At 69.5% G+C, this 25850-nt stretch carries 28 protein-coding genes; 10 read left to right on the top strand and 18 right to left on the bottom strand.

Annotated features, from left to right (window positions below; all coding sequences use genetic code 11):
- Positions 1 to 136: 136 nt before the first annotated feature.
- Positions 137 to 397 carry a glutaredoxin family protein gene (locus ACFYVR_RS22440; protein WP_387477274.1) on the bottom strand — a complete coding sequence of 87 codons (261 nt, stop codon included), beginning with the start codon at positions 395 to 397 and terminating at the stop codon, positions 137 to 139.
- Positions 398 to 534: 137 nt separating this feature from the next.
- Here ACFYVR_RS22440 and ACFYVR_RS22435 point away from each other — a divergent pair, with 137 nt between their 5' ends.
- Entirely contained in the window at positions 535 to 1506 is a 972-nt protein-coding gene (locus ACFYVR_RS22435; protein WP_387477272.1) for an HAD family hydrolase, read from the top strand.
- A gap of 100 nt (positions 1507 to 1606) precedes the next feature.
- On the opposite strand, the gene ACFYVR_RS22430 is transcribed toward ACFYVR_RS22435, so the two are convergent.
- The 7 genes from ACFYVR_RS22430 to ACFYVR_RS22400 form a co-directional block, all read right to left on the bottom strand.
- Positions 1607 to 2632: a lysophospholipid acyltransferase family protein gene (locus ACFYVR_RS22430; protein WP_387477270.1), complete on the bottom strand. Its 1026-nt coding sequence runs from the start codon at positions 2630 to 2632 to the stop codon at positions 1607 to 1609.
- Complete coding sequence (locus ACFYVR_RS22425; RefSeq protein WP_387477312.1) at positions 2629 to 3663, bottom strand: NAD-dependent epimerase/dehydratase family protein; 1035 nt, start codon at positions 3661 to 3663, stop codon at positions 2629 to 2631. Before ACFYVR_RS22425 ends, ACFYVR_RS22430 begins: the two co-directional genes overlap by 4 nt.
- A 647-nt stretch (positions 3664 to 4310) precedes the next feature.
- Complete coding sequence (locus ACFYVR_RS22420; protein WP_003402602.1) at positions 4311 to 4412, bottom strand: 30S ribosomal protein bS22; 102 nt, start codon at positions 4410 to 4412, stop codon at positions 4311 to 4313.
- Positions 4413 to 4651: 239 nt separating this feature from the next.
- Positions 4652 to 4885: a helix-turn-helix domain-containing protein gene (locus ACFYVR_RS22415; protein ID WP_387477268.1), complete on the bottom strand. Its 234-nt coding sequence runs from the start codon at positions 4883 to 4885 to the stop codon at positions 4652 to 4654.
- Positions 4886 to 5011: 126 nt separating this feature from the next.
- A complete protein-coding gene (proC, locus tag ACFYVR_RS22410) occupies positions 5012 to 5827 on the bottom strand; it encodes a pyrroline-5-carboxylate reductase (RefSeq protein WP_387477266.1) in 816 nt (271 codons plus the stop codon).
- A gap of 49 nt (positions 5828 to 5876) precedes the next feature.
- On the bottom strand, positions 5877 to 6734 hold the full coding sequence (locus ACFYVR_RS22405) for a thioesterase family protein (protein ID WP_387477264.1): 858 nt from the start codon (positions 6732 to 6734) through the stop codon (positions 5877 to 5879).
- A complete protein-coding gene (locus ACFYVR_RS22400) occupies positions 6731 to 7363 on the bottom strand; it encodes a MerR family transcriptional regulator (RefSeq protein WP_387477262.1) in 633 nt (210 codons plus the stop codon). The genes ACFYVR_RS22405 and ACFYVR_RS22400 overlap by 4 nt, the downstream gene beginning before the upstream one ends.
- Before the next feature lie 122 nt (positions 7364 to 7485).
- On the opposite strand from ACFYVR_RS22400, the gene ACFYVR_RS22395 reads away from it, so the two are divergent.
- Positions 7486 to 7902: a hypothetical protein gene (locus ACFYVR_RS22395; protein WP_387477260.1), complete on the top strand. Its 417-nt coding sequence runs from the start codon at positions 7486 to 7488 to the stop codon at positions 7900 to 7902.
- A 181-nt stretch (positions 7903 to 8083) separates the two neighbouring features.
- Here ACFYVR_RS22395 and ACFYVR_RS22390 read toward each other — a convergent pair whose 3' ends face one another.
- From ACFYVR_RS22390 to ACFYVR_RS22380, 3 genes are read right to left on the bottom strand one after another with little or no spacing between them, the layout of a single operon-like run.
- Positions 8084 to 8977 (bottom strand): sugar phosphate isomerase/epimerase family protein, encoded by an 894-nt coding sequence (locus ACFYVR_RS22390; protein ID WP_387477258.1) that lies wholly within the window; start codon positions 8975 to 8977, stop codon positions 8084 to 8086.
- 4 nt (positions 8978 to 8981) lie between these two features.
- Positions 8982 to 10430, bottom strand: a complete 1449-nt coding sequence (locus ACFYVR_RS22385) for a hypothetical protein (protein WP_387477256.1) — start codon at positions 10428 to 10430, stop codon at positions 8982 to 8984.
- Positions 10427 to 11377 (bottom strand): hypothetical protein, encoded by a 951-nt coding sequence (locus tag ACFYVR_RS22380; protein WP_387477254.1) that lies wholly within the window; start codon positions 11375 to 11377, stop codon positions 10427 to 10429. The genes ACFYVR_RS22385 and ACFYVR_RS22380 overlap by 4 nt, the downstream gene beginning before the upstream one ends.
- 66 nt (positions 11378 to 11443) lie before the next feature.
- On the opposite strand from ACFYVR_RS22380, the gene ACFYVR_RS22375 reads away from it, so the two are divergent.
- Positions 11444 to 12247: a hypothetical protein gene (locus ACFYVR_RS22375; protein ID WP_387477310.1), complete on the top strand. Its 804-nt coding sequence runs from the start codon at positions 11444 to 11446 to the stop codon at positions 12245 to 12247.
- 52 nt (positions 12248 to 12299) lie between these two features.
- Here the strand turns inward: ACFYVR_RS22375 and ACFYVR_RS22370 are convergent, their stop codons facing one another.
- The 3 genes from ACFYVR_RS22370 to ACFYVR_RS22360 all read right to left on the bottom strand — a co-directional run bounded on the left by ACFYVR_RS22370 (position 12300) and on the right by ACFYVR_RS22360 (position 15169).
- Positions 12300 to 12992 carry a winged helix-turn-helix domain-containing protein gene (locus tag ACFYVR_RS22370; RefSeq protein WP_387477252.1) on the bottom strand — a complete coding sequence of 231 codons (693 nt, stop codon included), beginning with the start codon at positions 12990 to 12992 and terminating at the stop codon, positions 12300 to 12302.
- Positions 12989 to 14254: a sensor histidine kinase gene (locus ACFYVR_RS22365; protein WP_387477250.1), complete on the bottom strand. Its 1266-nt coding sequence runs from the start codon at positions 14252 to 14254 to the stop codon at positions 12989 to 12991. Before ACFYVR_RS22365 ends, ACFYVR_RS22370 begins: the two co-directional genes overlap by 4 nt.
- A gap of 159 nt (positions 14255 to 14413) precedes the next feature.
- On the bottom strand, positions 14414 to 15169 hold the full coding sequence (locus ACFYVR_RS22360; RefSeq protein WP_387477308.1) for a phosphoglyceromutase: 756 nt from the start codon (positions 15167 to 15169) through the stop codon (positions 14414 to 14416).
- 129 nt (positions 15170 to 15298) lie between these two features.
- Between ACFYVR_RS22360 and ACFYVR_RS22355 the strand changes: the two genes are divergently transcribed.
- Positions 15299 to 16750, top strand: a complete 1452-nt coding sequence (locus tag ACFYVR_RS22355) for an ATP-binding protein (RefSeq protein WP_387477248.1) — start codon at positions 15299 to 15301, stop codon at positions 16748 to 16750.
- On the opposite strand, the gene ACFYVR_RS22350 is transcribed toward ACFYVR_RS22355, so the two are convergent.
- Positions 16747 to 17427, bottom strand: a complete 681-nt coding sequence (locus ACFYVR_RS22350) for a response regulator transcription factor (RefSeq protein WP_387477246.1) — start codon at positions 17425 to 17427, stop codon at positions 16747 to 16749. The two genes, ACFYVR_RS22355 and ACFYVR_RS22350, sit on opposite strands and share 4 nt — an antisense overlap.
- Before the next feature lie 44 nt (positions 17428 to 17471).
- Here ACFYVR_RS22350 and ACFYVR_RS22345 point away from each other — a divergent pair, with 44 nt between their 5' ends.
- The 4 genes from ACFYVR_RS22345 to efeB all read left to right on the top strand — a co-directional run bounded on the left by ACFYVR_RS22345 (position 17472) and on the right by efeB (position 21806).
- Positions 17472 to 18149 (top strand): metal-dependent transcriptional regulator, encoded by a 678-nt coding sequence (locus tag ACFYVR_RS22345; RefSeq protein WP_387477306.1) that lies wholly within the window; start codon positions 17472 to 17474, stop codon positions 18147 to 18149.
- Between the two features lie 259 nt (positions 18150 to 18408).
- The gene (gene efeU / locus ACFYVR_RS22340; RefSeq protein ID WP_387477244.1) at positions 18409 to 19329 is read left to right on the top strand and encodes an iron uptake transporter permease EfeU; all 921 of its coding nucleotides are present in this window, start codon (positions 18409 to 18411) and stop codon (positions 19327 to 19329) included.
- A 49-nt stretch (positions 19330 to 19378) separates the two neighbouring features.
- A complete protein-coding gene (gene efeO / locus ACFYVR_RS22335; protein WP_387477242.1) occupies positions 19379 to 20512 on the top strand; it encodes an iron uptake system protein EfeO in 1134 nt (377 codons plus the stop codon).
- Positions 20493 to 21806 carry an iron uptake transporter deferrochelatase/peroxidase subunit gene (gene efeB, locus ACFYVR_RS22330; RefSeq protein WP_387477240.1) on the top strand — a complete coding sequence of 438 codons (1314 nt, stop codon included), beginning with the start codon at positions 20493 to 20495 and terminating at the stop codon, positions 21804 to 21806. Before efeO ends, efeB begins: the two co-directional genes overlap by 20 nt.
- A gap of 80 nt (positions 21807 to 21886) precedes the next feature.
- Here efeB and ACFYVR_RS22325 read toward each other — a convergent pair whose 3' ends face one another.
- Together ACFYVR_RS22325 and ACFYVR_RS22320 are read right to left on the bottom strand one after the other, a co-directional pair.
- Complete coding sequence (locus tag ACFYVR_RS22325) at positions 21887 to 22531, bottom strand: HNH endonuclease (RefSeq protein ID WP_387477238.1); 645 nt, start codon at positions 22529 to 22531, stop codon at positions 21887 to 21889.
- Entirely contained in the window at positions 22498 to 22830 is a 333-nt protein-coding gene (locus ACFYVR_RS22320; RefSeq protein WP_387477236.1) for a DUF222 domain-containing protein, read from the bottom strand. The genes ACFYVR_RS22325 and ACFYVR_RS22320 overlap by 34 nt, the downstream gene beginning before the upstream one ends.
- A gap of 396 nt (positions 22831 to 23226) precedes the next feature.
- Between ACFYVR_RS22320 and ACFYVR_RS22315 the strand changes: the two genes are divergently transcribed.
- Positions 23227 to 24894: an SLC13 family permease gene (locus tag ACFYVR_RS22315; RefSeq protein WP_387477234.1), complete on the top strand. Its 1668-nt coding sequence runs from the start codon at positions 23227 to 23229 to the stop codon at positions 24892 to 24894.
- Between the two features lie 124 nt (positions 24895 to 25018).
- Complete coding sequence (locus tag ACFYVR_RS22310) at positions 25019 to 25534, top strand: protein tyrosine phosphatase (protein WP_387477232.1); 516 nt, start codon at positions 25019 to 25021, stop codon at positions 25532 to 25534.
- Here the strand turns inward: ACFYVR_RS22310 and ACFYVR_RS22305 are convergent.
- Positions 25531 to 25686 (bottom strand): hypothetical protein, encoded by a 156-nt coding sequence (locus tag ACFYVR_RS22305; protein ID WP_387477230.1) that lies wholly within the window; start codon positions 25684 to 25686, stop codon positions 25531 to 25533. The two genes, ACFYVR_RS22310 and ACFYVR_RS22305, sit on opposite strands and share 4 nt — an antisense overlap.
- Positions 25687 to 25850: the final 164 nt, after the last annotated feature.

Below are 25850 nucleotides of genomic sequence, written 5' to 3'. Positions count from 1 at the left end.
CATGCACACGACCGGAGTTCACTTTGATCCGGGGGGACTGTTCACACCACGGTAACTGCTTGTGAAGCCCTGCACAAAGTCGCTCAACCCGCTGCGACCTGCGCAGCGACCGTATATCGGGACGCGCAGGCCGACCTCAGATTGTCAAATCCGATCGCAGTCGAACCTCGTCGACCTCCCAGTAACTGTGCTCGCGGCCGTCGAGCAGCACGACCGGCAGTCGATCGCCGTACTCGGCACGCAGTTCGGGATCGACGGCCGCCGCCTCGTCGACGTCGACGGATTCGAGCGAAATGCCGAATTCCTCACACAGCGGCAGCAACTGTTCCCTGGCCTGCTCACAGGAGCCGCATCCGGCACGGGTCAGGAGGGTGATGGTGTGGGTCGATGCCGTCATGTCGTCCACCATGCCACCCCGACGCACCGGCAACCGGAGACGGACATCACACCGGACGGTCGCGGTGTGCATCCGCCCGGTGCACGCTGGAAGCGAGGGTTAGGGTTAGCCCGGATTGCCAACCACCGGAGGTGCGAGTGCCTGGGCTGACAGGGTCGAACGGGTCGGGAGTCGGTGGCGGCCTGTCCCGCATCCGGCGACGGGGCCGCAACCCCCTCGGACCGACCGACGCCCAGCTGCGCGCGAGCCTGGCCGGGGAGGCCAGCGCCGACGCCGCCCTCGCGCTGCAGGAGGCCGAGGCCGCCGACGCCGCCCTGCTCGAGGGCGAGCCCGCCGTCCCGCGGGACCTGACCGCGGCGGCGTTCTTCGACGTCGACAACACGATGGTCCAGGGCGCGTCGATCATCCACTTCGCGCGGGGCCTCGCCGCCCGCAAGTACATCTCGTTCTCCGACATGGCCCGATTCGGCTGGCAGCAGCTCAAGTTCCGGGTCACCGGCAAGGAGAACAGCAACGACGTCGCATCCGGCAAGGAGAAGGCCCTGTCCTTCATCGCCGGCCGCGAGACCGCCGAGTTCACCCGCCTCGGCGAGGAGATCTACGACCAGCTGATCGCCGACAAGGTGTGGCCCGGGACGCGGGCACTGGCCCAGATGCACCTCGACGCCGGCCAGCAGGTGTGGCTGGTCACCGCGACACCCGTGGAACTCGCGCAGGTGATCGCCAAGCGCCTCGGACTGACCGGCGCGCTCGGCACGGTCGTCGAGTCGGAGGGCGGCAGGTTCACCGGCCGGCTCGTCGGCGACATCCTGCACGGCGCGGGCAAGGCGCACGCGGTGCGCACCCTCGCCGTCCGCGAGGGCCTGAACCTCAAGCGGTGCACGGCCTACTCGGACAGCCACAACGACGTGCCGATGCTGTCGCTGGTCGGCACTGCCGTCGCGATCAACCCGGACGCCGACCTCAAGGAGGTCGCCCGCAACCGCGGTTGGGAGATCCGGGACTTCCGCACCGGACGCAAGGCCGCGAAGATCGGCGTCCCCACCGCCCTCGCACTCGGTGCGCTCGGCGGCGCGCTCGGCGCGGCCCTGAGCCGCAAGCGGCGCTGACGCACAGGGTCACACCAGCGCTGACGCGCACGGGGTCACGCCAGTGCTGACGCGCGGGACAGCAGAGCGCTGACGCGCAGCGGCGCGAGCGCGCCGAGGATCAGCCCAGGAAGACGTTGCGCCGCTGCGCGAGCAGCCGGTACAGGGTCTGCTGGATGGTCTCGCGGACGTGGTCGGTGAGTTCGAACGTCACCATCGGGTCCTCCGCCGCCGAGGCGTCGTACGTGTCGGTGCGGATCGGCTCCCCGAACTCGATGTACCACTTCGACGGCAACGGGATCATGCCGAGCGGGCCGAGATGCGGGAAGAACGGCGTGACCGGGAAGTACGGCATCCCGAGCAATCGGGCGAGGGACTTGAGTTCGCCGATCTTCGGGTAGATCTCCTCCGACCCGACGATCGAGCACGGCACGATGGGCACACCGGTCCGCAGCGCCGCGGACACGAACCCACCGCGACCGAACCGCTGCAGTTTGTACCGCTCGCTGAACGGCTTGCCGATGCCCTTGAAGCCTTCCGGGAACACCGCGGCGACCTCACCACCCCGTAGCAGCCGCTCCGCGTCGGGGTTGCACGCCAGGGTGTGTCCGGCCATGCGGGCGACGTTGCCGACGACCGGCAGTTCGAACGCCATGTCGGCGGCCAGCATCCGCAGCGGTCGATGCTTCGGGTGGTGGTCGAACATCGCGACGGACGTCATCAGCCCGTCGATCGGGATGACACCCGCGTGGTTGGCGACGACCAGCGCACCACCCTCGTCGGGCACGTTCTCGATGCCCCGCACCTCCACGCGGAACCACGATTCGAACATCGGCCGCAGCACCGGCAGCCACACGTTCTCCGCGAAGTGCGGATCGAACCCGAACTCGTCGACCTGGTAGTCGCCGGTCAACCGGCGTCGCAGGAACTCCGCGACCGCGACGACCTGGTCGGCGACGAGGTCGCGTGCGGCGTCGCGGATCCGCTCGGCGATCGACCCGGAACCCTGCTGCTGCGGTTCCACGGTCGCGCCCGGGAACAGCGCCGTCGGATCCGACTGGCCGAGCCGCTCGTGCCGCGCCGACACCCGTGGCCCGCGGTGCACGGTGTCGCCGTGCAGCTGGATGACCTTTGCAACCTCGTTCATCGTGTTCCCCCGCTCACGCCGGCCAGTTCCCGGATTCCGGACTCGACCGACCTCAGCCAGTCCTTGCTCACCAGCGGGCGGATCGCCGCACCGCTGATCATGTCGTCGAGCGCCTGCAGCGTCGTCCACCGCGGTTCGAAGCCGAGCTCGGCTCGCATCCGGGTGGTGTCGAGTCCGCAGCCGAAGTGGAAGTACTCGAGTTGTTCGGTGGTGAAGTCGCGCGCCGCCGATCCCGGCACCAGCCGACCGAGCGCACCGAGCAGCGGGAACGGCACCGGCACCGGTATTCCGCCGGCCCGGCGCACCGCCTGCGACAGCATGACGACCCCGTCACCGGCGATGTTGAAGGTGCCGGCGGGTCCCGCGACGGTGGCGCGTTCGAGCGAGGCGAGCGCGTCCTCCTCGTGCAGCAACTGCATGCGCGCGTCGCGTCCGAGAATTGCCGGCACGATCGGCGAGTTCAGGTAGCGCGACACCGACCCGTGCAGGTTCGGGCCGATCAGCGGCGCCATCCGCAGCAGCGTGACCGCGATCTCCGGCCGACGCCTGCCCAGTCCGCGGGCGTAGCCCTCGATCTCGATGTTGTCGCGGGCGTACCCACCCTGCGGGGGCTGTCGCGCACTCATCTCCTCGCTGAACTTCGCCGGATCCTTCGCGCTGCACCCGTAGACCGCCGCCGTGGAACGGACCACGACCTTGCGGACCTCGGGGGACTTCTGGCAGACCGCGAAGAGTTGCATGGCACCGAGGACGTTCATGTCCTTCATCGCGGCCCGGCTGCCCGACTTCGGTGGCTTGACCATCGTGGCCGCGTGGACGACGGTGTCGACCTTCGCGCCTCGCAGTACCTTGCCGATGAGCGGATTGCGGATGTCGGCGCGCACGAACTCCGCGCGACCCATCCGGCGCATCATGTCCTTCGTCGGTGACTGCGAGTCGACGGCGATGACCCGCTCGATGCGCGGATCCTGCGCCAGTCTCGCCACCAGGTACCCACCGAGAAATCTGCTGGCCCCGGTCACCAGCACCACCTCGGGAGGCTGTATCCCGCGATCACCTGCCACGTCCACCCCTGCCCGTGTTTCGCCCAGTATTCGAGTGACTATTCGATGCGACCCAGTAGCTGGATTTCACCCTGTGTGTTCGACGTGACCGGCACCTGCGGACCGTTGCCCTCGATCCACCGTGCCGTGTTCCGACCCTGCTGTGTACCCACCGTGCAGTGTTTCTGTGTACCCACCGTGCAGTGCTTCTGTGTACCCACCGTGCAGTGCTTCTGTGTACCCACCGTGCAGTGCTTCTGTGTACCCACGGTGCGGTGCTTCCACCGCGCCGTGTTCCAACGTGCATTCACCACCGTGCCGTGTTCCGACCCGGCGCGACCCGACTCGCTGTCCCGTGTCCACGACGCCGATCGCCACTTCCCGGTTTGATCACCGAATGGTCGCTGATCGGTCACTGACGAGAGTAGCCGCTTTCGGCGCTCCCGTTCAAAAACTTAACGAGACGGAAACCGCCCATCCACCAGCATTTTTCGTTTCGGCAGAGGGCTCGAAACCTGGACGGTGAACCTGGTTGGACGACCAACTTGGAACCCCTGAAACGCGTGATGCCCACCACCGTGACGGTGGCGGGCATCGGTCCGGGGCGAGTGCCCCGGCGCATACGCTCGAACGGCTTACTTGCCGAGTTTCCGACGCTGCACGCGAGTCCTACGAAGCAGCTTGCGGTGCTTCTTCTTCGACATGCGCTTGCGTCGCTTCTTGATCACTGAACCCATGGCGGGAGTTCCTCACGTTCTTCTCTAGCGTTTCCGCTATCCAGCAAAATCCACTTCCAGCGCAGCCACGCACGCCGGTGACGTACGCGGTGCGTTGCGGCCGGTGCACCACTTCTCGTCACACCGACCTGGCGCTGTGGCCTCGTATCCACATAGCCCAGCGCCTTCAACGACACCCGGCTGGATGGCACGACGACACGAATCGTACCGGTGCGCCACCGGGCTGCCGAAACCGACCGTCAGCCGGCGTCGAAATACGACGTTTCCAGGTAGTCGTGCACCGCCTTCGCGTGCACCCGGAACGATCGCCCGACCCGCACAGCAGGCAGTTCACCGCTGTGCACGAGTCGGTACACCGTCATCTTCGACACGCGCATCAACGCCGCCACCTCGGCGACGGTGAGAAACTGCGTGCCGCCGAGGACGGATTGACCTTCCGGTCCCGGACCCTTCGGCTTGTTGGTTGACACCATTTGTCCGCATACCTCCGGCACGTGTCGCGCCGCCGGCTTCCCCTCCGGCGGAACAGACACGCACGTGCTCCTCCGAGCTTAGCGGGACAGGTGGGATTACTGCGACGGGTGTGAGCTATCGAATTGTCACTCCGGGGCAGCGCCGAGGGCCGCGGAACGCTCCTTCGCCGCCACCAGGGCCTCGTTGAACGCGGTGCGCACGCCGCCTCGTTCGAGTTCGCGAACCGCCACCGCGGTCGTACCGCCGGGCGAGGTGACGTCGGCCCGCAATTCGTTCGGCGACCCCCCGGAGGTGTCGAGCATCGCCGCCGAACCGACCATCGTCTGGACCACCAGTTCGGTCGCGGTCGCCCGGGTCAGCCCCAGCGCGACGCCACCCTCGATCATCGCCTCGGCGATCAGGAAGAAGTAGGCGGGCCCGGACCCGGACACCGCGGTGACCGCGTCGAGCTGCGACTCGGACACCGTGACGACCTTGCCGACCGCCCCGAGCACGTCGCGGACCTTCTCGAGGTGCTCGGCCGTGGCGTACCGGCCGGCCGCGATGGCGCTGACACCCTCGCCGACCAGCATCGGCGTGTTCGGCATCACCCGGACCACCGAGAAACCGGCGGGCAGCTTGCCCTCGTACCGCACCGTCGGGATGCCCGCGGCGAGGCTGACGATCAGCTGCTCGACGTCCCCGTTGAGATCGATGGTGTTCAGCTCGGTCAGTACCGAGTCGACGTCGGCCGGCTTGACCGCGACGACGATGACGTGAGCGCCCTCGGCGGCGTCGGCGACGGTGGTGACCCGGATCCCGTACTGCCCGGCCAGTTCCTGAGCGCGGGGCGGATACTGCTCGGCGACCACCAGATCCTTGGGTGCGTGGCCCGCCTTCACCAGTCCGGCGATCAGCGCCTCGCCGATCCTGCCGCCACCGATCACTGCAATTCTCGTCATGCCTGCCAGCCTGCCATGCAGCCCGAAGGCGAGGACCGCCAGTACCGGGTCAGGACTTCGGGATCATCGCCAGCTGCCGGCTCTGCACGACCACCTGCCCGGTGGTGTCGAGAACCAGGTGGTCCTCCTCGAACCAGGTGCCTCCGATCACCGTGGCGCTCGCCATCACCCGCAACCATCCGGCGGTGGGCAGCCGGCGCAGGTAGGTGGTGAGCTGGACCGTCGGCGCCCAGCCGAGCATGCCGCGGTTCATCGTCACCGGTGCGCTGATGTCGCCGAGCATGATCGCGAAGAGCACGGCGACGTCGACGTCGGTCTCGTCCTCGGTGAGCGGACGCGCCCACAACCGGTTCACCGGATCCCCGATCTCCCCGGTGAGGTAGCGCGCGGCCGCCGGGTCGACACGCAGCTGACAGCCCTTGGAGACGTGGACGATCTCGCTCATCGGATGGCCGTTCGCGACCACGATCGCGTCCGCGGTCGGCTCGGCGGGCAGTGCGTCGAGGGCGAGCGGCTCCCGGTGGCGCGGCTCACCGGCGTCGGGGAAACCGAGTGTGACCGTCGCCGAGACCGCGAGCGAATCACCTTGCAGCAGATCGACATCCACCACGCAGACCTGACGGCCACGCTTGCGGACGGTGGTCTCGAGCCGGATGTCCCCGGGGTCGGGCGCGGCGAGGTAGTTCGCGCTGATCGACATCGGCTGCAGGCCCCGGTCGCCGCCGGCGGCCCGGATGCTCTCGCGCGCCGCGGCACCGCAGACGGCGGTCATGCACCCGCCGTGCACCTTCGGCCCGATCGTCCAGATGGGATCGATGTGCGCCGCGTACGCGCCGTCGCCCAGCGCGGTGAGCGCGGTCAGATCCGTGAACGGGCGGGTGGAGGTGAGGGTCTTGACCTCGGTCATCGGTGATCCTTCTCGGGAGTGTCGGCACCGCGGGACGCCGCGGAGAGGTGCTGGTGCGCGAGCCTGCGCATGGCGGCGATCACGGGCTCGTAGATCGCGGTGCCGAGTACCGCGTACTCGACGGCCGCCTGGGCGGATTCGGTCGGCATCAACGCGAGGTCGAGTTCGGCGATCCCCCGGATGTGCCTGCCGTAGGCGTCGAGGCGTTCGTCGGTCATCGGGATACCGACGTTCTCGACCGCCTCTAGCGCCCGTTCGAACTGCGCGACGGCGGGATAGCCGGGGTCGTAGACCTGACCGAGCCGGGCCAGTGCCCGGCGGGCGCGGGGGTGATCGGTGCGCCGCTCCCCCTCCGGATAGGGAGGCAGGGTGGCGATCGCGCGGCCGATGGTCTCGTGCAGGTTCTCGCCGGGGTTCTCGATCAGCTCGACGATGAGCCGGATCTTGTGGATCGGCAGGCCCGCCCCGGCCAGGGCCTTGATCAGGGCGAGACGGTGCAGGTGTTCCTCACCGTATCGGGCCTGGGTGGCGCTGGTGCTCTCGCCCGGCATCAGGACACCCTCGCGCAGGTAGTACTTGATCGTCGCGAGGGGGACGCGGGATCGGGCGACGAGCTCGGAGACGCGCATGCACCCTGCCTCTCTCCGGTCTTGACACGCGGGCAAATGGATACCAATACTATCCATTATCGGATAGTGAAGCTATCCAAATCGTCCCCAGAAGAATACGTGCCCTCGTCGAGGAGACCGCCATGGACCCCGTTCTCGCGCTCGTCACCGGCATCACCCTGCTCACCGTCGTCGGCATCGCCTTCGGCGGCACCTTCATGCTCCGAGTCGTCAGCGGAGCCCACGGTGCCAACGACCTGCAGAAGACGATGTTCCGCGCCGGACACGCCCATGCCGGCGTGCTCGTCACCCTCGGACTCGTCGTCGCGCTCCTCACCCAGGCCGCCGGAGTCGGCGCCGTCTGGTCGACCACCGGATCCGTGCTCGTGCTCAGTGCGGCGATCTTCGTCCCACTGGGCTTCTTCCTGTCGGTCCTCGGCACCGACCCGCAACGCCCGAACGGTTGGATCCGCTCCGTGTGGGCCGGCTTCGTCGTCCTCGTCGCCGGCCTGATCGTCTCCGGAATCGCGACGATCGCCGCCGCAGCCACCGCGCTGTGACCCGGCCGCCCTCCCCGCCCCGGCTCCCCCGGCCCTCTCGGCCCCGCCACGGCTCCTCCCCTCCCCGGCTGAAGGTCCCGTTCATGCGGTCAGATCGAGCGAAGGCCACCTTCACCCCCGGGGGCGGACGGTCTTGGGGCGTGTCTCCCCATCCCGTTTCGGCGCCCCCGGAGACAAGCCCTCAGCGGGTGAGGTGTTCGCGGGCCAGGTTCTCGCGGGCGAAGGCCAACGACTGCGCGAGCATCGACTTCCGCTCGGCGACCGTGCGCGCGTTCTGGGTGTTGACCTCGAGCACCACCTGTCCGGCGAAGTCCGACGCCGCCAGCGACCGGCACACCTGCGCGCAGGGTTGGGAGCCGTGGCCGGGGATCAGATGCTCGTCGGTGGATGCGCCTCGCCCGTCCGCGAGATGCAGGTGCGTCAACCCGGCCCCCATCCGGTCGGCCAACGCGACGGCGTCCGTTCCCGCGGTCGCGGTGTGCGACAGATCGAGCGTGTAGTGCGCGTGCCCGACATCGGTCGGGTCGTAGGACGGCGCGAACACCGACACACCGCGCCCCGGGCCGCCGCGCTTCTCCATCCGCTCCGCCGACCGCGACTTCGCGCCCCAGAACCGGTCCGCACGCATCGGGAACATGTTCTCGACCGCGATGGCGATGTCGCCGCGCTGCTCGAGTTCGTGCACCTGGTCGGCGAATCCGTCGGCGTAACGCCTCTGCCAGCGGAACGGCGGATGCACCACGACGGTCGGCGCGCCCAGCGACTCCGCGGCACCCACCGACCGGGCGAGCTTGGCGACGGGGTCGGCGCCCCAGACCCGCTGCGAGATCAGCAGGCACGGTGCGTGCAGCGAGATGACGGGCACCGAGTACTTGCGGACCAGACGCCGCACCGCGGCGATGTCCTGGCTGACGCCCTCGGCCCAGACCATCAACTCGACGCCGTCGTATCCGAGGTCCGCGGCGAACTCGAAGGCGGCCTCGGTGTTCTGCGGGTACACCGACGCAGTCGACAATCCGACCAGGATCCGGCCGGCGCGTGCGGTCCCGACTTCCGGGGAGCCCTCGACGCTCACGGCGTCAGCTCGAGCCGAGGACGAACACGAGTGGGCCGATGGTGACGAACACGCCGACGATCACGGCGATGAGCAGGCTCAGCAGGTCCTCGGTCTGACGCAGGATCCGGACCACCGCGACCAGCCCGGCGATCACCAGCACCGCCAGCACCAGCGCCACCCACGGCAGCGACTCCCACAACTTCTCGAAGCCCTTGAACAGCAGCGCCCCGGCGACGACCGCGACGACGGCCTGTCCGGCCAGCACCGCCCACTGCCGGATCGCGCTCCTCGCGGGCACCTCCTCGGAGGTGTCGACGTCGGCCTCGGCGGACTCGTCGGTTTTCGCGGCGGACGGGGACGCGTCGCCGGACGCCACGACGGCACGCGGCAGCTCACCGGTGGTGTGCACCTGTGCGCGCGCCTCGTCCAGCGTTTCGGTGCGGGCGCTGCGGGCCTGCCGCATCAGGTCCGCCTCGAGGCTGGACCCCGACAGCAGCGCCGGCTCGCGGACATCGGGTGTACCCGAGTACGCCGACTTGGCCGCTGTTACCCCGCCGGGCTTCGCCGCGGGCGACGGCTGCGTCGCGGGCGGCTCGGCGTCCTTCGTCTTCGTGGTCTTCGCCTGCGGCTCGACCTTCCTGGGGAACGGCACCGGCGCCGGCTTCGCGACGACCGCGGTCTTCTCGGCCGGCGACTCGGGCGCGGCCGGGGTCACCGGGCCGGCGGCCTTCGACGTCGATCCGTCCGCGGAGCGTTCGGCGGCAGCCTTGCGATCCGCGTCGACCTTCGCGAACACGGCCCGCCGCAGCGCGGGAATGGCCTGGGTGGGCTCGGGAACCGAGGTGTCGGACTTCCCCGGCGCGGACGCCGCAGCCGCAGTCTTCGGGGCCGCGTCGGTCTTCGGGGCAGTCCCGGCATTCGGCGCAGTCCCGGCCTTCGGGGCAGTCCCGGCCTTCGGGGCAGTCCCGGCCTTCGGGGCAGTCCCGGCCTTCGGCGCAGTCCCGGGTGTCGAGGCAGTCCCGGGTGTCGAGGCAGTCCCGGGTGTCGGCGCAGTCCCGGGTGTCGGCGCAGTCCCGGGTGTCGAGGCGGTCACCGGCTTCGGGGCCACGTCGGGTTTCGCCGGGGCGGACGCGCCGGCCTCGGGCTTCGGCGCTACGGGCGCCCCAGCGGCAGCCGCGGGCACCCCAGCGGCAGCCGCGGGCGCTCCAGCGGGAGCCGCGTTCGTCGCCGCGGGCTGGGGTGCGGGGGTGGCTTCCTCGTCGGGGTCGGGTGCGGCCCGGCGGTTGCGGACGGGCGCGGTGCCGCCGCCCGTCCCCGACACGGCGGGGAATTCGCCGGTCAGTTCGGCGACGCTGATGCCGCCGGCGTTGCCGCGCCTGCGTCGACCTCCGCGGGATTCGACCTGCTGGCCGTTGCGGGCGAGCAGCTCGGCGACGGAGATCTGTCCGGTGTTCTCGGTTTCGTCGCTCATCGCGCCACCACCAGTTCGCCGCCCATGTCGGTGTCCAGTTTGCGCAGGATAAGGCCTTCGCGCAGCGCCCAGGGGCAGATTTCCATTTCTTCGACGGACAGTGCCCGCATCGTCGCCTCCGCAATCAACGCACCGGCCACGATCTGCTGCGACCGGTCCGCGCTCACGCCCTCCAGTTCGGCGCGGTCCGCCGACGTCATCCGGGAGATGAACGCGATCAGCTGACGCACACCGCTTGCTGTCAGTGTCCTCCTGACGCGGGGCCCTGCGGCGGAGGGCGCGGCGCCGGTGAGTCGGGCGAGCGACCGGAACGTCTTCGAGGTGCCCACCACGCGGTCGGGGGCGCCGGCGGCGCGCAACGCCTTCGCCGGTTCCACCAGTTCGGCGTCCAGCCAGTCCCGCAGCACGGCGACGCGGCGTTTGCCGGGCGGGTCGGCGAGCAGCCAGTCCCGCGTCAGCCGGCCCGCGCCGAGTTGCAGCGAGAACGCGACATCGGGGTCCTCGTCGGCGCCGGTGCTGACCTCGAGGGATCCGCCGCCGATGTCGAAGTTCATGATGCGGCCGGCGCTCCAGCCGTACCAGCGGCGCACGGCGAGGAAGGTCAGCCGGGCCTCGTCGACCCCGGAGAGCACCTCGAGGTTCACGCCGGTCTCGGCGCGGACGCGGGCCAGCACGTCCTCGGAGTTCTTGGCGTCGCGTACCGCTGAGGTCGCGAACGCCATCAGCTCACCGCAGCCGGACGTGGACGCGATCGACGCGAAGTCGTCGACGGCCGCGATCAGCCGATCGGCGCCCGCGACGGTAATGTCGCCGTTGTCGTCCGTGTTCTCCGCGAGCCGCAGCGTGGCCTTCGTCGAACTCATCGGTGTGGGATGCGCACCCCTGTGCGCATCCACCACGAGAAGGTGGACGGTGTTGCTTCCGACGTCGAGTACCCCTAACCGCACGGGACCACGGTACTGGGTCTACCGTCGGGCACTGTGACAGCAGGTAGCGCGCCGCAGTTCGCGAAGATGACACCCACCCCGGAGGTGGGTCTCGACTTTCCCCGCGAGTGGATCGAGTTCGTCGATCCCGCGAACCCCGAACATGTCATCGCCGCGGACCTGACCTGGCTGCTTTCGCGCTGGACCTGCGTGTTCGGCACCCCGGCGTGCCAGGGGACCGTCGAGGGCAGGCCCGACGACGGGTGCTGCTCGCACGGCGCGTTCCTGTCCGACGACGACGATCGCGAGAAGCTGGACCGTTGCGTGAGCATGCTCACTCCCGCGGACTGGCAGTTCATGGACAAGGGTCTCGGCAAGAAGGGGTACGTCGAGGAGGACGACCTCGACGACGAGCCGGCGCTGCGGACGCGCCGCTACAAGGGGGCGTGCATCTTCCTGAACCGTCCGGGCTTCGAGGGCGGCATCGGGTGCGCGTTCCACATCATGGCGATGCGCGAGGGCATCGAACCGCTCGAGGTGAAGCCGGACGTGTGCTGGCAGCTGCCGATCCGCCGCACCCAGGAGTGGGTCGAGCGTCCGGACGGCGAGCAGATCCTCAAGACCACCATCACCGAGTACGACCGGCGCGGGTGGGGTGAGGGCGGCGCGGACCTGCACTGGTACTGCTCCGGATCGCCGGACGCGCACGTCGGCACCCGGCCGGTGTGGCAGTCGTACGGGCCGGAGCTGACCGAGCTGCTCGGCAAACCCGCGTACGAGGAACTGGTGGGCCACTGCCGCCGCCGGGCGGGTCTGGGGCTGATCGCGGTGCATCCGGCGACGACCGCCGCCCGGGAGGCGAAGGCCGCCGCACGCACCGAATGGGCGTAGCCCAGTGGTGCACTTTCGGACGTCGGACCGTCCGTAAGTGCACCACGGGGCGCTAGCCCTCCAACTTGTAGCCGAGCCCGCGGACGGTGACGAGGTGTTCCGGCTTCGACGGGTCGGTCTCGATCTTCGACCGCAGCCGCTTGACGTGGACGTCGAGGGTCTTGGTGTCGCCGACGTAGTCCGCGCCCCACACCCGGTCGATGAGCTGCCCGCGGGTCAGCACCCGGCCGGAGTTGCGCAGCAGGTACTCGAGCAGGTCGAACTCCTTGAGCGGCAGCGTGACCCCCTGGCCGCGGACCTGCACGGTGTGCCGCTCGACGTCCATCCGCACCGGCCCCGCCTCGAGGACACCGTCGGAGAACGACGCCTCCGTGTCCGCGGGGTCCGCCCCGCGGCGGAGCACGGCGCGGATCCGGGCGATCAGTTCGCGCGCCGAGTACGGCTTGGTCACGTAGTCGTCGGCGCCGAGCTCGAGCCCCACGACCTTGTCGATCTCGCTGTCGCGGGCCGTCACCATGATCACCGGCACGCTCGACCGCGCCCGCAGCTGCTTGCAGACGTCGGTGCCGCTCATGCCGGGCAGCATCACGTCGAGCAGGACGATGTCGGCACCAGCGCGATCGAATTCGGCGAGGGCGCTCGGCCCGTCCCCGACGACGGTGGCCTCGAACCCTTCCCGTCGGAGCAGGAAGGCGAGCGGGTCGGCCAGCGACTCCTCGTCCTCCACGATCAGCACATTCGTCACCGGTTGGCCTCCAAATTGGTCGCGACCGGATGCGGTCGCTGTGGGTGGATGGTGGACAGGATCGTCTCGGATGCAGGCGATTGGCCCGGCAGCCTGCCGGGCGCGGGTGGGTCGACGGGCTCGTCCGCCTCCTCGCGGTGCGCGGGCACGACGAGTGTGAACGTCGATCCCGTGCCGAGCTTGCTCCACAGGGTGATGGCGCCGTTGTGGTTGGCGGCGACGTGTTTCGCGATGGCCAGGCCCAGACCGGTGCCGCCGGTGGACCGGGAGCGGGCCTTGTCGACGCGGAAGAATCGTTCGAACACCCGCTCCTGATCCTCCTTCGCGATGCCGATCCCCCGGTCGGTGACGGCGATCGCGACGTCGCCGCCACGCAGCGCCCGGCTCACCGACACCGGCGCACCCTTCGGCGAGTACGCGATCGCGTTCTGGACGAGGTTCGACAGCGCGGTCACGAGAAGGGCACGGTCACCGAGGACCTCGAGTCCGCTCGGTTTGTCGGTGGTGACGGTGATCCCCGCGTTCTCGGCGGTGAGGGTGCTGCGCCGGATCGCCTCGTCGATCACCTCGTCGACGGCGACCGGTTCGAGGTCGGGCAGCTTCTCGGCGCCCTGCAGCCGCGACAGCGCGATCAGTTCGCCGACCATGTTGCCGAGCCGACGCGACTCCGACAGCACGCGTTCGCCGAAGTGCCGCACCGACTCCGGGTCGTCGGCGGATTCGAGGAGCGCCTCCGCGAGCAGGCTCATCGCGCCGACCGGCGTCTTGAGTTCGTGGCTGACGTTGGCGACGAAGTCGCGCCGGGTGGCCTCCATCCGCGCCACCTCGGAGTCGTCGTCGGCGAACACCACCACGAATCGCCGGTCCTGATCGCTGAGTAGCTGGGCGAGGCCGCGGACCGCGATCTTCGCGCGACCCCGGACGGGGTTCTTGGCGCTGAGGTCCACCTCGACGGGCGCCCCGGTCTCGAGGACGGTGAGCACGGCCTGCCAGGCGCGGTCGTCGATGGTGCGGTTGTCCACGAGGCCGAGTTCTTCGGCGCGGGGGTTGAACAGGACCACGTCGTGGAAGCGGTCGACGACGGCGATGCCGCTCTGGCTGGCGAGCACGATCAGGTCGAGGACCTGGGACATCGTCAGTCCGCCCTGTTCGGCTTCGCGGCGGGTGTGGCGGGCCTTGAGCCGGGGAACCACCACCGCGCCGATCAGGTAGCCGACCAGCGCCGCGACGACGGCCACGACTACGACCTGAACAACAGTCACAAGCAAATCGTACGGCGGTGAAATCGCCCGCCGGGGCCGGGTGCGGCCATTTCACCGCACGTCACGAGCCTGCGGCGAGCCGTTTGCCGGTTGTTCACCTTCTGTTCGACCCGGGTCCACGCTCGTACGCGCGGAACCCGGGTCGTGAGCACCGGAAACCTATTTGGCGCCCTGGTTCGCGACCGCCGCCGCACCGGCCGCGGCAGCCTCCGGATCGAGGTACGTACCGCCCGGGTTCAACGGCTTGAGGTTCTCGTCCAGGTCGTAGCGCAGCGGGATGCCGGTGGGGATGTTCAGGCCGGCGATGTCCTCGTCGGAGATCCCGTCGAGGTGCTTGACCAGCGCGCGCAGCGAGTTGCCGTGCGCGGCGACCAGCACGTTGCGGCCCGCGAGGAGCTCCTGCGAGATGGTGTCCTCCCAGTACGGGATGAGCCGCTTGACGACGTCGAGCAGGCACTCGGTCAGCGGGACCTCACCGATGTCGGCGTACCGGGCGTCGCCGTCCTGGCTGTACTCGCTGCCCGCCTCGATCGGCGGCGGCGGCGTGTCGTAGCTGCGACGCCACAGCATGAACTGCTCGTCGCCGTACTCCGCCTTGGTCTGCGCCTTGTTCTTGCCCTGCAGCGCGCCGTAGTGCCGCTCGTTGAGCCGCCAGTCGCGCACCACCGGGATCCAGTGCCGGTCGGCGGCGTCGAGGGCGATGTTGGCCGTGCTGATCGCGCGGCGCAGCAGCGAGGTGTACAGGACGTCGGGCAGCAGGTCGTGCTCCTTGAGCAGCTGGCCGGCGCGCTTGCCCTCGGCGATGCCCTTGTCCGTGAGCGGGACGTCGACCCACCCCGTGAACAGGTTCAATGCGTTCCATTCGCTCTCGCCGTGGCGGAGCAGCACAAGAGTTCCGGTACTCATGCGGTCAATCGTGTCACGCGTCGCGAAACCGCTCCCGACAGCCTCGCGTATGAGACCGGGCGGCCCGGGTCCCGGAATACTTAGTGGACGCTGAGTAGCGCTGCCGTGGGCCCGTCCAGCGCGGTTAGTGTCGGGTTCGTGCGACCCCGACTGCCCGCCTGGACGAGCCGGGCCCGGCGCCGGGTCCGGCCGGTTCGCGTGCGCCTGACGCTGTTGGCGACCGCACTGGTGGCACTGACGCTGACCGTCGCGGCGGGGATCGTGCTCGTCGCCCTGTACCGGTCGACGGGGTACTCCGCCGACCTCGCGACGACGGCGCGGGCCAGGCAGATCGCGACGGTCGCGGAAACCGACGGTGTCGGCGCGCTCGACGAGTCGCTGATGGCTTTCGGCCGGCACGTCGACATCGTGCAGGTCGTCGACGCCGACGGAAACGTCGTGGCCAGCGGGCAGCGCTACCCGAACGGGCCGCTCAGCGAGGGACTGCAGCCCGGTGAGGAACAGCGAGCCGGCGATCTGTCCTTCGGCCCGGACGGCCCCGAGTTCCGCACGACGCTGGTCGGCGTGGTCACCCCGGACGCCGGTCCGGTGACGGTGGAGGTCGGCACGAACGAAGGACGCCTCTACGCCCGCGTCCGCTTCTTCGGCGCCCTGTCGGCCGCGGTGATCCCGATCGCCGTGCTCGGGACGGCGCTGCTGAGCTACTGGTTCGTCACTCGCACGCTGCGACCCGTCGACGACATCCGCAGGCAGGTCGACGACATCTCCGGTGGCGCCGCGGGCCAGCGCGTCCCGGTGCCCGACACGGGCGACGAGATCGCCACCCTCGCCGTCACGATGAACGCGATGCTCGACCGCATCGACGCCGCCCGAACCGAGCAGATGCGGTTCGTCGGCGACGCGTCCCACGAACTGAACAGTCCCCTCACCACGCTCGTCGGCCTGCTCGACCTGGCGAGCGCCACCCGGCAGCCCATCGACCCCGAGACCGTCGACACGGTGATGATGCCCGAGGCCCAGCGGCTGCAGGGGATGGTAGCGGATCTGCTGTTCCTGGCCCGCGCCGACGAGAACGGGGTGCCGCTGCGGCTGGCGGAGGTGGACCTCGACGAGATCGTCAGCGCCGAGATCACCCGACTCGAGGCGCTCGGTCACACCGTCACCGCCGACATCGCCGCGGTCCGGGTCCGCGGCGACGGCGAGAAACTGGCCCGCGCGTTGCGCAACATCGCCGACAACGCGGTCCGCCACACCCGCGACCGCCTCCACTTCGGGATGCGCGTCGACCGGCCGTCCGGCGGGGACACAGCCGGCGCGGGCACCGTGACGGTGACGGTGAGCGACAACGGCCCCGGCATCCCGGACGCCGACCGCACCCGGGTGCTGGAACGTTTCGTCCGCCTCGACTCGGCCCGCGACCGCGACAGCGGCGGGTCGGGTCTCGGGTTGGCGATCGTCGACGAGATCGTGCGCGCCCACCACGGGCGGATGGTCATCACCGACGCGGCAGGTCCGGGCGGCGGCGTCACCGGCGCGGCGGGTGACGGCGTCACCGTCGGTTTCACACTTCCGGTGCGGACGTGGGACTAGCCACCGCCGTCGGCGGCCAGCCGATACCCGACGCCACGGATCGTTTCGATCGCCTTGCACCCGAACGGCGTGTCGATCCGCCTGCGCAGGTAGCTGACGTACACCTCCACGACGTTCTCGTCGCCGCGGTAGTTGACGTCCCACACCGAACGCAGGATCTCCGCCTTCGTGACCACCTCGCCCTTGCGCCGCATCAGGAATTCGAGCATCGCGAATTCCCTTGGGGTCAAGGTCAGTTCGGCTCCCCCTCGGGTGGCGGTGTGGGCGGTGGGATCGACGGTCAGCGACCCGGCGGTCAGCACGACGGGGCGAGCCGGCGCGCCGCGACGCACCAGCGCCCGCAGCCGGGCGATCAGCACCACGAACGAGAACGGCTTCGTCAGGTAGTCGTCGGCCCCGAAGTCGAAGGCGTCGGCCTGGTCGTACTCCCCGTCCTTCGCGGTCAGCATCAGCACCGGCGTCCACACTCCCCCGCGCCGCAGTTGCCGCACCACCTCGTACCCGTTGAGTCCCGGCATCAGGATGTCGAGCACCACGACGTCGAAGTGCTCGGTGCTCGCCTTCTCGAGTCCGGTGCGGCCGTCGTGGACGACGTCGACGACCCAGCCCTCGGCGACCAGCATCCGCCGCACCGTCTCCGCCACGTTGCGGTCGTCGTCCACCACCAGTACTCGCACGCCACCACTATTCCCGTTCCCAGCCGAAAGCGGTGTCCCGTCCCGTGAAGGACCTCGTCAACACCACCGAGATGTACCTGCGCACCCTCTACGACCTGCGGGAGGACGGCGTCCCGGCACGCCAGACCCGGCTGGTCGGGCGTCTGCACCAGACCAGTGGGACGGTGTGCCAAACGGTCGGACGCCTCAAGCAGTCGGGACTGGTCTCGATCACCACCGACCGCACCGTCGAGCTCACCGAGCGGGGACTCGCCCGCGCCGTGCAGGTGACCCGCAAGCACCGGCTCGCCGAACGCCTCCTCACCGAGGTCGTCGAGATGCCTGCCACCCTCGCCCACGTCGAGGCCTGCCGTCTCCAGCACGTGATGAGCGAGGCGGTCGAACGCCGCATCGTCGACATCCTCGACGGGCCGGTGACGTCGCCGTGGGGGAACCCGATCCCGGGGCTCGCCGAGTTCGGCGTCACGACCGAAGCCCCCACCGCCGCAGTGCGACTCGCCGACCTCGCCGCCTGCGGGTCGCCCGCGACCGGAACCGTCCGGTGCATTTCCGAACAGGCGCAATCCGATCCGAAGCTGATCGCAATGCTGATCGACGCGGGCGTCATTCCCGGTGCGCGCGTTACGGTCACCCGCCGCGCGCGGGTGTACGCGCTGCGCGGACTGTGCACGGTCGAACTGCCTGCGAATCTCGCCCACGTCGTCGGATTCGAATCCGGGTGACCGTGTTGACCGGGATTACCGTGTCGGCCCGGGGATTGCCGTGTCTTCCGCCGGCTTCCGTGGAATCCGCAGCGCCTGCGGGTGACGCGACCGCACCCGATCCGAATCAAATCCGAAGGTAGATAGGCGATTCGGGCATTTCAGTCATCCGCAGGCGGTCGAGAGGGGGCTTGTGCCCGGTGCTATCTTTGAGCACGATGCAATTAGGTTCGCCTAGCCTGACTCGGCCGGGCGCGTTCATGTGGAATCGAGGTTGGCCGTGCTCGCTCTCGCCACGGAGTTTCGTACCGCCACCGAGGCCACCGCACCGGGAATCGCAACGCAGCTGTTCGGCAGCGGCCTGATCGGCCTGCGCGAAGGCCTCGAAACCGGGATCGTCGTGATGATCCTCGTTGCGTTCCTGGTCAAGTCGGATCGCCGGGACGCGCTGAAATGGGTGTGGCTCGGCGTCGGCGCCGCCGTCGCCATGGTGGCCGCCATCTTCGCCGGCATCCACTTCGGCACCTCCACCGTCACCGGCACCGCCGCCGAATTGATCAGCGGTATAGCCTCTCTCGTCGCCGTCGCGATCGTCACCGCGATGGTGCTGTGGATGCGGACCGCCGCCGCGTCGATCTCCGGTCACCTCAAGAACAGCCTCGGCCGGGCGCTGGCCGTCGGACCTCTCGCCGTCACCGCCATAGCGTTCTTCGCGGTCGGCCGCGAGGGCGTCGAGACCGCCCTGCTGCTCGTCGGATACGCGGAGAACGCCGGCGACAGCATCTGGCCACTGATCGGTCTGCTGATCGGCATCGCGGTCGCCGCAGTGCTCACCGTCCTGCTGTACTTCGGTGCCGTCCGAATCGATTTCGCGGCGTTCTTCAAGTACACCGGCGTGTTCCTCGTGATCGTCGCCGCCGGGATCCTGTCGTACGGGGTGCGTGCCCTGCAGATCGCGGGGATTCTCCCCGGCGGGTCGAACCTGGCGTTCGACGCGTCGTCCTGGTTCGACACGTCCAGCTGGTACGGCACCGTGCTGCAGGGCATCTTCAACTTCCGCCCCGATCCGACGGTCCTCCAGGTCGTCGCGTGGGTCGCCTATGTCGCGATCGTCCTGCCCCTGTTCCTCCGCCCGGTCACCTCCCCCGGGCCGGCCCGCGCGACACCCGCCCCGTCGGACGCGTCCGACCTACCCACGTAGTCCGCCCACCCGCGTGACGCCGCTCCCGCACAACCGAAAGGCCCGTTCCGTGCGTCGATCCACTCCCGTCCTCGCCCTGGTGGCGTTGGCGCCGCTCGCCCTCGCCGCGTGTACATCGAAGTCCGATCCCACCTCCGACGCGATCGCCGTCACCGCGACCGACACCACCTGCGACATCGCATCGAACACCGCCGAGACCGGCAACACCACCTTCGAGATCACGAACAACGGGTCGAAGGTCACCGAGTTCTACGTCTACGGCGCCGGCGATCGCGTGATGGGTGAGGTCGAGAACGTCGGTCCCGGCCTGACCCGACAGCTCATCGTCAGCATCCCGGAGCCCGGCACCTACCACACCGCCTGCAAGCCCGGCATGGTCGGCGACGGCATCCGCGCCGAGTTCACCGTCACCGGCGAAGCGCAGACCGCGACCGACGAGTCCGGTCAGCTCGCCGAGGCCGCCGACGGGTACAAGCGGTACGTCACCAGCCAGGTCACGGCGCTGCAGGAGACGGCCGCGAACTTCGTCGCCGCGATCAAGGCCGGCGACATCGCCGCCGCGAAGGCCCAGTTCCCGACCACCCGCACCTACTACGAACGCATCGAGCCGATCGCCGAGTCGTTCCCCGACGACCTCGATCCGCGTCTCGACCTGCGTGAGGTCGACGTCGAACCCGGCCAGACGTGGACGGGCTTCCACCGCCTGGAGAAGGACCTGTGGGTCACCGGCCCACAGCCCGACACCAACGCGATGGCCGACCAGCTGATCGCGGACCTGCAGGAACTGGCCGACGGCATCGCCGCCGAGGACTTCGTCGTCGATCCGATCCAAGTGGCGGGCGGTGCGCAGACGCTCCTCGACGAGATCTCGCGGACGAAGATCACCGGTGAGGAGGACATCTTCAGCCACACCGACCTGTACGACTTCCAGGCCAACGTCGACGGGTCGCAGGCCGCCATCGCCGCGCTCCGCCCGATCATCGACGAACGCAACCCGGAGCTGGGTCAGCGGATCGACCAGCGTTTCGCCGACCTCGACGCCGCCCTCGCCCAGTACCGCGTCGGCGACGGCTACGTCTCCTACGACACGGTGACCGAACAGCAGCGGCAGGAACTGTCGCAGAAGATCGACGCGCTGTCCGCCGAAGTGAGCCAGGTGCAGGGTGTCGTCGCCGGACAGTAGCCCTACCGCCCGCAGCGGGAAGCTCTCGCGTCGCGCACTGTTCGGGACGGTCGGCGTCGGCGTGGTCGCCGCCGGCGCCGGTGTCGCCGTCGGGCGTCTCACGACCCCGGAGGCCACCACCTACGCGGACACGACGGTCGTCGACTTCCACGGCGTCCACCAGGCGGGCATCGTCACGCCCGCGCAGGACCGGATGCATTTCGTCGCGTTCGACGTGATCACCGACTCGCGCGACGAGCTGGTCGCGCTGCTGAAGACCTGGACCGCGATGGCTTCGCGGATGACGGCCGGTGAACAGGCCGCCCCGGACGGCGCGCTGGGCGCGGGGCAGTACAACCCCCCAACCGACACCGGGGAGGCCCTCGACCTGGCCGCCTGCCAGTTGACGCTGACGATCGGGTTCGGCCCGACGCTGTTCGAGAAGGACGGGGTCGACCGGTTCGGCATCGCCGGCATGCGACCGGCCGCCCTGGTGGAACTGCCGAAGTTCACCGGCGACGCCCTCGAACCGGCCCGCAGCGGCGGCGACATCTGCATCCAGGCGTGCGCCACCGACCCGCAGGTGGCGGTGCACGCGGTGCGCAACCTGGCGCGGGTCGGGTTCGGCACCGTCGCCGTCCGCTGGTCGCAGCTCGGGTTCGGGCGGACCTCGTCGACCTCGACCACCCAGACGACGCCACGAAACCTGTTCGGCTTCAAGGACGGAACCCGCAACATCAAGGCCGAGGACGACGCTGCCGTCGACCGGTTCGTCTGGGTGGACCGATCGGACGACCAGGAATGGATGGGCGGCGGATCGTATCTGGTGACTCGCCGCATCCGCATGCTCATCGAGTCGTGGGACCGCACCGTGCTGCACGAGCAGGAACGGGTGATCGGACGCAGCAAGGGCAGCGGCGCACCCCTCGGCCAGGAGGACGAGTTCGACGAACTGGACCTCGATTCGAAGGGACCCGACGGGCCGCTCGTCGACGTCGCGGCGCATGTGCGCCTGGCGTCGAAGGAGGAACTCGGCGGCATCGAGATCCTGCGCCGCGGCTACAACTTCACCGACGGCTCGGACGGATTCGGCCACCTCGACGCAGGCCTGTTCTTCATCGCCTACTGCCGCAACCCGCTCGAACAGTTCGTGCCGATGCAGCAGAAACTGGCACGCAACGACGCGATGAACGAGTACATCAAGCACGTGGGCTCCGCCGTGTTCGCCGTGCCGCCCGGTGTCGAGGGCGACGCCTTCTGGGGTTCGACGCTCTTCGGAGGTGGGCTCGCCGCCGACGACGAGGCGGAGCGCTGACACGGTCCGGTGCATCACCCTCACCAATCCACGACGTCGAGAACGGTCAATCCGATTCTGCACCAACAGCAGTCGCGCTCTCACGCGTCCGCTGATCCGTACACCAGGAAGGTTTGACCGTCTCGGCGTTCGATGAGGTGCGACCATTGGCCGACCAGTCGCCACGGCGCACCGTCACCACCCCGGTCACCGTCGCCGCGTCTGTCCCTCGCCGACCTCACGTAACCGGCCACGCCGCCGACAGCGGTGAGGATCTCGGCGATGCGATGCCGGTGGTTGACCCTCGGTGTCTGCTCCGGTTCGATGTGTCTCGGCGCGATCCACTGCGTCCGGCCGGGGTGGTCGCTGCCGTCGGGCGCCACCCGGGTCTGCCAGCCACCCGGACCGTCGTGGACCAGGGCATGACAGGCATCGCACGCGAGGTCCTCGTTGTCGATGTCGGTGCGGCCCCCGGCCTTCCACGCCCGAACGTGGTGCACCGCGGTCATCGACGCCGGCGCATCACAGCCCGGCCGGGTGCAGCCTCCCGACGCCGCGGTCAACGCCAGGCGCCGATCGGGCGACGCGGTCCGTTTCGCCCGACCCAGATGCAACGGCCGGCCACGATGATCCAACAGCGCCAGCACCGGATACGCGTGTTCGGCCATCCGCAGTGCATCGGAGATCGGCACGATGCCCCCGGACGCGGTGGTCACCACCCCGGTCGCCTCCTCCACCTGCTGCACGGGGCTCCGATCGCCCCGGCCCACACCGCGGCCGCGGTCTCCGGCAGCGTCGGATCCATCGACTCCCCGGAGACGGTGTGCCAGATCCCGGTCTTCCGGGCCCGTTTCACCCGCGCCGCGGCGTCACCACCGGAGATCCGTTGCGTCTGGACCAGGAACTGGGTGATCGACCGGCACCCCACGCTCCCCGGCAACGACCGTTCAACGGCCTCGACAACCAGTCGGTCCCCGACCGCGGTCGCCTTGCGCAGCGACGTCTGCACCCGCTGCACCACCTCGACCACATCGTCGCCGGACAACCCCGTCAACCCCACCGCGAGCAGGCCCTAGACGGCAGCGTCGAGGGCGGCCAGGTGCATGTCCACCTGGCCACCGCCGCCCTCAACCCCACCATTCGAAAGCATGTTCGAACCATACGGCGACCCCCCCGACAGGTTTCGGGATATCGCGTCATCCGACCCCCGGAAACAGGGCCTACCAGCCGGAACAGTGCCGCCAGCCCCGAAGCGGCGGTCGCCCGGCCTGCCTCGCGCCGAGCAGGTGGCCCGAGGCACGGACCGAACAACAGCACGGACCCGAACAACAACCCCACCAGCACCCCTCTGACGGCACCTCTCAACCGGTGGTGGAGCCGATTCGAGCACATCTCCCGACTCACCGCGCCGACGGCCCACGGGACTGAGAGCATTGCCTGCATGGCACTTGTCGCGGCGATCATCGTCATCGTCACCCTGGCCGTGATGACGACGGGGCGGATGCCGGCGGTCTTGGCGTTGACGTGTGCGTTGGTGGTGGCGGGGTTTGTCGGGATCGCCACGCCGGCGGAGCTTTTCGCGGGGTTGAGCAACGGTGGTGTCATCACGGTGGCAGCGATGCTGGTGATCGCGAAGGGGGTGCTGCGGACGGGTGTGGTGTCCCGGGTGACGCATCGGTTGCTGGCGGGGGTGCGGACTCCGACGCAGACGCTGAGCCGTCTGATTCCACCGGTGGGGCTGATGTCCGCGTTGATCAACACGACGCCGATCGTGGCGATGCTGATTCCGGCGACGAAGGAGTTGCAGCAGCGGTCGGGGGTTCCGGCGCGGGGTGTCCTGTTGCCGATTGCGCACGCGACCACGCTGGCAGGGTCGGCGACGCTGATCGGCACGAGTTCGAACCTGCTCATTGCGGGGATCGCCGCGACGGCGGGTGTGCAGGTGTCGATGTTCTCGTTCGTGCCGATCGCGGTGCCGGTGGCGCTGGTCGGCTGGGTGGTGCTGTTGGTGACGTCACCGTTGATGTTGCACGGCACACCGGAGGTCGCCGAGCGCGATCTGTCGTGGCGGGCGGAGATCCCGATCTCGTCCCGCGCCACCGCCGTCGGCCGCACCGCGGCCGGGCTCGGCATCCACACGACGGCGGAGTTCGAGTTGCTGGAGATCCGGCGGTGGGGCAAGCCCGTCGACCCGGATGCGGTGTTGGAGGTCGGCGACGTCCTCGTCTACCGGACCACGGAGGCAGGCGTCCGGATGCTCTGGGCGAGCCCCGGATTCGGGCTCGATCCGCAGCACCTGTACCTGGTCGCGATCGCCACGAACGAGCAGCAGACCACGGTCCGCGATTTGGAGGAGGACGAGGACATCACGGTGATCGCCGCGCAGACCACCCGACTGCTCCGGGAGGCGCCCGCCGAACCGGGTGCGCTGTGCCTGGTCGCCGCGGCGTCCGCGGATGTCCTCGCCGACCATCCGTTGGTGAGCCTGTGGCAGCGGCTGCCGGGCACGTCCCCGCAGACGAGGAAGACGTGGATCGCGTTGACGATTCTCGCCGCGGTGATCGTCTCCGGATCGTTGGGCCTGGCGCCGGTCGAGCTGAGCGCCGTCGCGGGGGCCGCGCTGATGGTCCTCACCGGTATCCTGACGCCGCGGTCCGCGGTGCGCGCCCTCAACTGGAACATCCTGGCGATCATCGCCGGGTCGATCGGCCTGGGGACGATCGTCGTGCAGAGCGGTCTCGGCTACTACATCTCGGACGCCGTCCTGACCCTGTCGAGCGGCAACACGGCCCTCGTGGTGCTGGTGATCGCCGTGGCGACGACGCTGCTGACGAACGTGGTCACCAATGCGGCCGCCGCGGCGATCCTGACGCCGGTGGCCCTGTCGATCGCCGCGGAGACGGGGCTGAATCCGGTGCTGCTGCTGACGCTGATCGGGACGTGCATCTCGTTCACGTTCCTCAATCCGTACAGCCATCAGTCGAATCTGATGGTGATGCGTCCGGGCGGGTACTCGTCGGCGACGTTCCTGCGCTTCGGTGTTCCGCTCACCCTGGTGTCGCTGGTGACGGTGTTCGGTGTCGGCTGGGCTCTGCTGTCGGTGTGGTGACACACACCGAGCCGAACACGGTGCGGCACAAATCATCTCGACAGGTGAGACGGCGCCGGCGTCACCGGCGTGGCGCAACGGACGCTACCCGGCCGAGCGGCCCGTGACCCACTAGGCTTCTCCCATGCACCTGCTCTTCGTCTGTACCGGAAACATCTGCCGCTCCCCCACGGCCGAGCGACTCGCCGTGGCCTTCGCGGAGGAGTTCGGGTTGCCGGGGCTGACGGCGGAGAGTGCGGGCACGCGGGCGATGGTCGGGTATCCGATGGAGCCGACGGCGGCGATGGTGCTCGAGAGTCTCGGCGGCGATCCGGCCGGGTTCACTGCGCGACGCCTGACGCCGGAGATCGCGATGGGCGCAGACCTGATCCTGACGATGACCGCGACGCAGCGAGAGAAGGTGCTGACGCTGGCGCCGGCGCAGATGAAGAGGACGTTCACGCTGCGGGAGGCGGCCCGCCTGTCGCAGGTGTCGGGTGCCACCACCGTGGCCGAACTCGCCGCGGCCCGGGCCGCACTGACGTCGCCCGACTCCGAGGACGTGGCCGACCCGATCGGGCAGGACGCCGAGACGTTCCTCGAGGTGGGCACGCAGGTCGCGGACCTGCTGGGCCCGGTTCTGCACCAGGTGCGCGGCTAGGAACGTCGCGTCGCGGCGAACCCGTCGAGGTAGTCCCACGGTGCGCGTTCGCGGCTCGGGTCGTGGGACTCGCGGGACGACGGCACGACGCGGGCGCGGTCGATGTACGACCCGGAGGGCGCGGGTGTGCGCCCGAGGATCGCGTCGGCCATTTCCTTCCGGAAGTGGGCACCCGGTCGACGAGCGGGGTGACGGCGAGGGCCGGCAGCACCCGCCGACGACCGAACCCCGCTGACCACCGGCCCCCGCCGACGACAGAGCCCCCGCCGACGACAGAGCCCCGATGCCGTGGGGCACCGGGGCTCGGTCGTGACCG

The sequence above is a fragment of the Rhodococcus sp. NPDC003318 genome (genome assembly GCF_042879035.1).
GTDB lineage: Bacteria > Actinomycetota > Actinomycetes > Mycobacteriales > Mycobacteriaceae > Rhodococcus_G.
Note: the sequence above shows the minus strand (reverse complement) of the source record. Positions and strands in the feature narration are given on the sequence as shown.